The sequence below is a fragment of the Endozoicomonas sp. ONNA2 genome (genome assembly GCF_024606365.1).
Taxonomy (GTDB): Bacteria; Pseudomonadota; Gammaproteobacteria; order Pseudomonadales; family Endozoicomonadaceae; genus Endozoicomonas.
The window spans coordinates 1-6022 of record NZ_JAHHPO010001054.1; the positions used below are offsets into that span (position 1 = coordinate 1).

The 6022-nt window shown below is 47.5% G+C and carries 6 protein-coding genes; 4 read left to right on the forward strand and 2 right to left on the reverse strand.

Going from position 1 to position 6022, the window contains the following annotated elements; translation table 11 throughout:
• Positions 1-106 precede the first annotated feature (106 nt).
• Together KDK14_RS18700 and KDK14_RS18705 are read right to left on the reverse strand one after the other, a co-directional pair.
• Positions 107-616 carry a hypothetical protein gene (locus tag KDK14_RS18700; RefSeq protein ID WP_257266717.1) on the reverse strand — a complete coding sequence of 170 codons (510 nt, stop codon included), beginning with the start codon at positions 614-616 and terminating at the stop codon, positions 107-109.
• A 134-nt stretch (positions 617-750) separates the two neighbouring features.
• Positions 751-1371: a hypothetical protein gene (locus KDK14_RS18705; RefSeq protein ID WP_257266719.1), complete on the reverse strand. Its 621-nt coding sequence runs from the start codon at positions 1369-1371 to the stop codon at positions 751-753.
• A gap of 692 nt (positions 1372-2063) precedes the next feature.
• Between KDK14_RS18705 and KDK14_RS21525 the strand changes: the two genes are divergently transcribed.
• From KDK14_RS21525 to KDK14_RS18720, 4 genes are all read left to right on the forward strand, one after another.
• Entirely contained in the window at positions 2064-2792 is a 729-nt protein-coding gene (locus KDK14_RS21525) for a cysteine peptidase family C39 domain-containing protein (protein WP_306671615.1), read from the forward strand.
• Complete coding sequence (locus KDK14_RS21535) at positions 2792-3973, forward strand: ATP-binding cassette domain-containing protein (protein WP_373691115.1); 1182 nt, start codon at positions 2792-2794, stop codon at positions 3971-3973. Before KDK14_RS21525 ends, KDK14_RS21535 begins: the two co-directional genes overlap by 1 nt.
• Positions 3970-5397 (forward strand): HlyD family type I secretion periplasmic adaptor subunit, encoded by a 1428-nt coding sequence (locus tag KDK14_RS18715; RefSeq protein ID WP_257266720.1) that lies wholly within the window; start codon positions 3970-3972, stop codon positions 5395-5397. The genes KDK14_RS21535 and KDK14_RS18715 overlap by 4 nt, the downstream gene beginning before the upstream one ends.
• Positions 5398-5469: 72 nt before the next feature.
• A complete protein-coding gene (locus KDK14_RS18720; RefSeq protein ID WP_257266722.1) occupies positions 5470-6003 on the forward strand; it encodes a hypothetical protein in 534 nt (177 codons plus the stop codon).
• Positions 6004-6022 lie beyond the last annotated feature (19 nt).

Consider the following 6022-nt stretch of genomic DNA (forward strand, 5'->3'; position numbering starts at 1 on the left):
GTATCAGGATAGACTGGATGGCAAGCTTGCAGGTGGGAAAAAACGAAGTAGTAGGGAGCAGTCTATTCTCGGACAGCCGTCTGGCACCTTCAGCGCCTTTAGCCTATCAGTGCCGGCCAGGTTTGCGGGTGGGGGGTCTGCGATCACGCGGGCGAACTTCTATTTTGTCGCGTGCAGCTTTGTGATTAAGCTTCTCTCCCCCGCTACCGGGTATAAGTGTATCATCAGCCGGTTCAGACTGTTTTGCTGTTCTATTTGGTTCTGCAACAGATGCTTCCTGATCGTTTCCTTTTATACCGGCAGAATCGTACTCACCCTCTAACTCGCTGTCACTGCCCCGGGACTTCACGGCTAAGGCTCTGTTTTCTAACACCGATTTTAATTCACTCTGCATATCTCGGGGGGCTGTCGTACGGTCATTGATGCTTGTTTTCTCCTCTTCTGACTCCCGACCTTCAGGAGCAGCAACTGTGTTCAATTCATGCCAGTTTTCTACTTTCCGCCTGTTGAAGAAGCAACTCGCAGCACTGGAAAGCGCCCTGATAAAGCCTTTATTAGACTGCAAAGTTTGATCGTAGACCCCTTTGGCGGCTGAGGTTATTTCTGTTAATTTCATTATTTTCTTCCATGAAATACGATAGTCTTCAATCGTACTATAGCTCTAATAGTGTTTGTCATCTTATCGATAAAGCTGAATTGGGTAATGTCTTAATGTAATGCCAGCCTCCGGTTAAGAGGCTGGTTGATTGTTTAATAGAATACCCTGGCAAATAAGCGGGTGAGGTTATTATCTGAGGTGCTGTTATAGTCCAGGCCAAATGCCCAGTCATCATTCACTACATATTCGGCGCCGATGTTAAACAAATCAATGTTATCAAGTAGATTTTCATCGTAATCCCGGTATGCATAGCCGGTTGTTAGCCAAAGGCCACGCTCAAGGTGGAATCGTACATCCAGTGACCCTGTATAGGAGGTAATCTCGGTTTTAACTTCGCCAGAACCCGGGGTTACAGTCGAATCTGTTCTACCAACAGCGATGCCGGGAAGAATATCAAGACGTTCAGTTGGAGAGATAACGAATTTGCTGCCGACAAAATAGGTGTTTCCATCAAGGCTGGCATCATTGACTAATTCACCATCATTGACTGAAGAGTAGGCGTAACCGGCCTCAAGGATAAGCGGCAGGGAGTCTGATTCAAAAGCCCCTTCTACAAACCAGCTGGTTTCATCAATGGTATGTTCATCAATTTCAGAATCCCCGAATCCAGCCCCGGCAGTGATATGAGAGTAATTGTAATTTTCCCCGGCGTTTACCAGTGCTGAAGCAACCAGAGATGCTGCGGTGGTGAGTATAAATAGAGACTTTCCCATTCTGTTTCCTTATGGTTTGTGTTGTGTGTTTTATATTAGTCTTCCCTGAATCTGCTTTGTAAGCATACCTGTGAAAATGCGAATAATCACCCTAAGTGTAAATACTTGCTATCCCATTGGTGTTTGATCATAAGTAGCTAGCCATATGAAATCATATATGTCTGACTCCTTGTGCAGGTACTCTCGGCAACTGCTCCTGCATCCATGCAGCCGTACGGCGTTACGACTCCGGTTACATAGCTACGGCTATGCTTGAATAACCGTGCCTATAACTGACTGTTGGCAGCAATACCATTTTTTATGGCCCCCCGTAACCGGAAAAACCTGCCATGTGGTTGAGTAGTGGCGCTGCCCAAAATGGAACGGCCTGCTGTTTAGAAGTGACCACCTCTACTGTTGATGGCACACCGTGCTGCATGTGTCCATGCAGACAAAGTTCTGGTATTTACCAAATAGACGCCTGAGAGCCTCCAGATACCAGATCCGGACTTACTCAATTTGCTGATACTCTCTCCCCCGTTTTCTGGTAAACATTCTCTGAACTTAAATCTCACACTCTGATAAAGAATGCCTTTTGTTCCGCATCCTTAAAATGATTCACAGATAACTATTTACATTCCACATAAAACAAAATATTTTGTTGTATGCATTAGGAAATGCAACAGATTTTGCTGTCAGGAGTATGGATACACATGGATGTAAGAAGTACAGATGCGGCCGTTTTCTGTCTGGTGTCACTTGCCCGATTTCATGGTTTGGCTGCGGATTCTGCCCAGCTAAAGCATCAGTTTACTGACTCAGCGACCCATCTGGATGACAATGGCCTTTTAAGAGCCGCCAAATTTCTCAAGCTGAAAGCCCGCAAAATCAAGGCGGATGTCAAGTCTCTTGACCGTATTCCCTTACCAGCCATTGCACAACATGCAGACGGCCGCTATTTTACCCGTGTTCATGATGGCAAAACACTGATTCAGGATCCACTTAAGGGTACGCCTGAAACGGTATCCTCCGATGTCCTGGAATCTCTGCTGGGGACTCATGTCTTCCTGATGACCAAACGATCCCTATTGCCAGGGATCAGCGATAAGTTTGACTTCAGCTGGTTTATTCCGGCGATTCTTAAACATAAGAAGCTACTGGCAGAAGTACTGATTGCTTCGTTCTTTATTCAGCTATTTGCGCTGATAACCCCTCTGTTTTTTCAGGTGGTGATCGATAAGGTGCTCACCCATAAAGGGTTGACCACACTCGATGTTCTTGCTTTCGGCTTGCTGGTGATATCGGTCTTTGATGTGCTGCTTAACGGTCTGCGTACCTATGTATTCAGTCATACGACCAACCGTGTTGATGTGGTGCTGGGTTCTCGACTGTTTAACCAAATGAGAAATTCAAGAGAGGGGCTGAGAACCAGTCTTTTTTAGTGGAGTCAGTTACCGGAGTAGAAACGTTAAAAAGTCTTGCTGTGGAGCCCCAGATGCAACGGCGATGGGAAGACCAGCTTGCAGCCTATGTCTCTGCTTCATTTCGCGCCAATAATCTCGGCAATATCGCCAGTCAGATCGCGGGGCTGATCAATAAAGTGGTGACGGTATTGATCTTATGGGTTGGTGCTACGCTGGTGATTAATGGTGAGTTGTCGGTGGGTATGCTCATCGCATTTAATATGATTGCCGGTCGTGTCAGCCAGCCTATTCTCAAGTTGGTTCAACTGTGGCAGGACTTTCAACAGGCCGGGATTTCAGTTCAGCGGCTCGGTGATGTACTGAACACACCAACAGAACCGGGGCACGATCCTAACCGGACCACACTCCCTAACCTCAAAGGCCATGTTCGGTTTGAGCATGTCACCTTCCGTTATCAGCCCGATCGCCCAGCCATTCTTAACAGTATTTCCCTGAATATCCGCTCCGGCGAGGTCATAGGCATTGTCGGGCGCTCCGGTTCCGGTAAAAGCACCCTGACCAAACTGGTGCAGCGGCTTTATGTTCCGGAAGCGGGGCGTGTGTTTGTGGATGGCGTTGATCTTGCCTTGGTAGAACCGGCCTGGCTACGCCGACAGGTTGGCGTCGTGCTTCAAGAGAATTTTCTGTTTAATCGGTCGGTTCGGGACAATATTGCCCTGGCTGATCCCGGAGCTACCATCGAACAGGTCACCGAGGCCGCCAGGCTGGCGGGTGCCCACGACTTTATCCTGGAGTTGGCCGAGGGTTACGATACCGTCGTGGGTGAGCAGGGCAGCTCACTTTCCGGTGGGCAGAAACAACGTATTGCGATTGCAAGGGCATTGTTGACCAATCCAAAAACACTGATTTTTGACGAAGCCACCAGTGCTCTGGATTATGAATCTGAGGCGATCATCCAGCAAAATATGCGTCGTATCAGTCAGGGGCGTACGGTTTTGATTATCGCACACCGTCTGGTTCGGGATGCTGATCAGATTATTGTGATGGATCATGGACGTATTGTTGAGCAGGGAGCGCATCCGGAGCTGATCAAACGACGGGGACATTATGCCAGGCTGCATGAGCTTCAGGTTGGAGTTCGCAGTGTTGATGGTCGTCATCAGCCGGTTCAGACTCAAGAGACATGGGGTGCCCAATGACGTGGTTCTCCACGCGGGTTTATCAGCCGGTGCAGAGACTGATACTGACGATGGTGGCGCACAGTGAGAACTCCACAGCCCTGCAGAAAAATCGCCGCCAGTTTCTTCCTGCCGCACTGGAGGTGGAAGAGACGCCAGCCAGTCCGGCGGGTCGGGCTATTATCTGGGCGATTGTACTGCTATTTGCGATTGCGGTTATCTGGGCCTGTGTGGGTAAAGTGGATATTGTTGCTACCGCCCAGGGCAAGATTGTACCGGGGGAGCGGGTGAAAACCATACAGCCCATGGTGATCGGGGAAGTACAGACTATCCATGTTCGTGAAGGGGATGTTGTCAACGTCGGTGATCCTTTGATCACTCTGGTGGATACCGTGACCGAAGCTGAATGGGTAAGGTTGTCCAAAGAGATCGCCGCGTTATCGCTACAGCAGGCCAGGGAGCAGACCTTTGTTCACTACCTGGATTCAGGCAACCGGGTAGTACCCGAATTGGCTCACTATCTGAATGATGCCCAGGTCAGCGGGACACCCGAAGCCTTGCTTTTTGAAGAGCAGCTGTTGGCACAGCAGATAGAAGACTATGTCTCAGCGTCGGAAACGCTGAAAAGCCAGCAGAAAAGCAAGGCAGCAGAACGGCAAACCCTTGAGGCTGTTGTCACCAAACTGCAACGGGTACTCCCTATTATTGAAGAACGTACCCGGGCGCTGGCTGGCCTTTACCAGAAAAACTACGGTTCTAAAGTGCAATATCTGGAGTTGGAGCAGCAACGTATTGAACTGGAAGAAGACCTTAAGGCGCAGCAGGCAGCCGTACAGCAACTGTCGGCGGACATGGAAGCGATCCGGAATCAGCAGCTCAGCCTCCATGCCAGAACCCGACGGGAAAGCCTTGACCAGCAGGAGCAGCTACGTCGTCAGCTGGACAGTCTTAAACAGGAGAGCATCAAGGCCAGGGTATTGCACGATCAGCAGCAAATCCTTTCGCCCATTGATGGGACGGTTCAGCAATTGCAGGTTCATACCATCGGTGGTGTGGTACAGCCAGCACAGCCCCTGATGCAGATTGTGCCAGCGGAAGCAACCATGGAAGTCGAAGCCTGGGTGCTGAACAAGGATATTGGCTTTGTCCATGAGGGTCAGGTGGCTGAAGTCAAGATAGACACCTTCAACTTTACCAAATACGGGATTATTAACGGTGAACTGACGCATATTTCGGATGATGCTGTCAGCGATGAAGAGCAGGGTCTGCGCTATCTGGCCAATGTGGAGATAGAAAAAGCCTGGATGGCGGTGGAAAACCGCAGGGTTAATCTGAGCCCTGGCATGGGAGTGGCGGTAGAAATCAAAACCGGACAGAGGCGACTAATTGAGTATTTTTTGAGTCCGCTGTTGCGGTTTAAGCAGGAGAGTATCAGGGAACGTTAATTATGAAAAGGTTCATGGGTACACCTGGTTGCTGGATTAAGCCTATTGGGATTCTAGAAAGGTTAAAAAGTTATGTATAAATTACGTTGTGGTTTTCCCAAAAAGACAATTTGGAGGTTTATTTTTTCTGGTTCATTCTTGTTTTTCTGTTTGTTTGGGGTAGATGATGTTGAGAAGTTAACTAGGAGTGAGGCTGATTTTATCGCTATTGACTCTTTTTGTAGTGACCGTTACAAGTTTTTTTATTTTAAAACCAATAGCCGTGGAGGAATTAATAAATGGAAGTTAACCCTATATAAAGGATTTGAAAAAAAAACAATAGATTTGTTTCATCGAGACAGTGATGTAATTAAAGCTATGCAGTCAATTGGTCAAAGTGATGGAGGTGAATTATGTATCAAATATATTGAACATATATCCATGCTTTCTGATATTTTTATTATTCAGATCAATTTATATGGCAATACTATATTGGATCAAAAGTACAGGGAGAATATGTACTTATTGAAACCAAGTTTCAGGGATTTAATGCTCACATTATTATCCCTACTACTTATTTTTTGCTCACTCATAAGGAGTCGTCTAAAAATAACTTTCCCATTTTAAACTCAGTGTTCCTGATGAT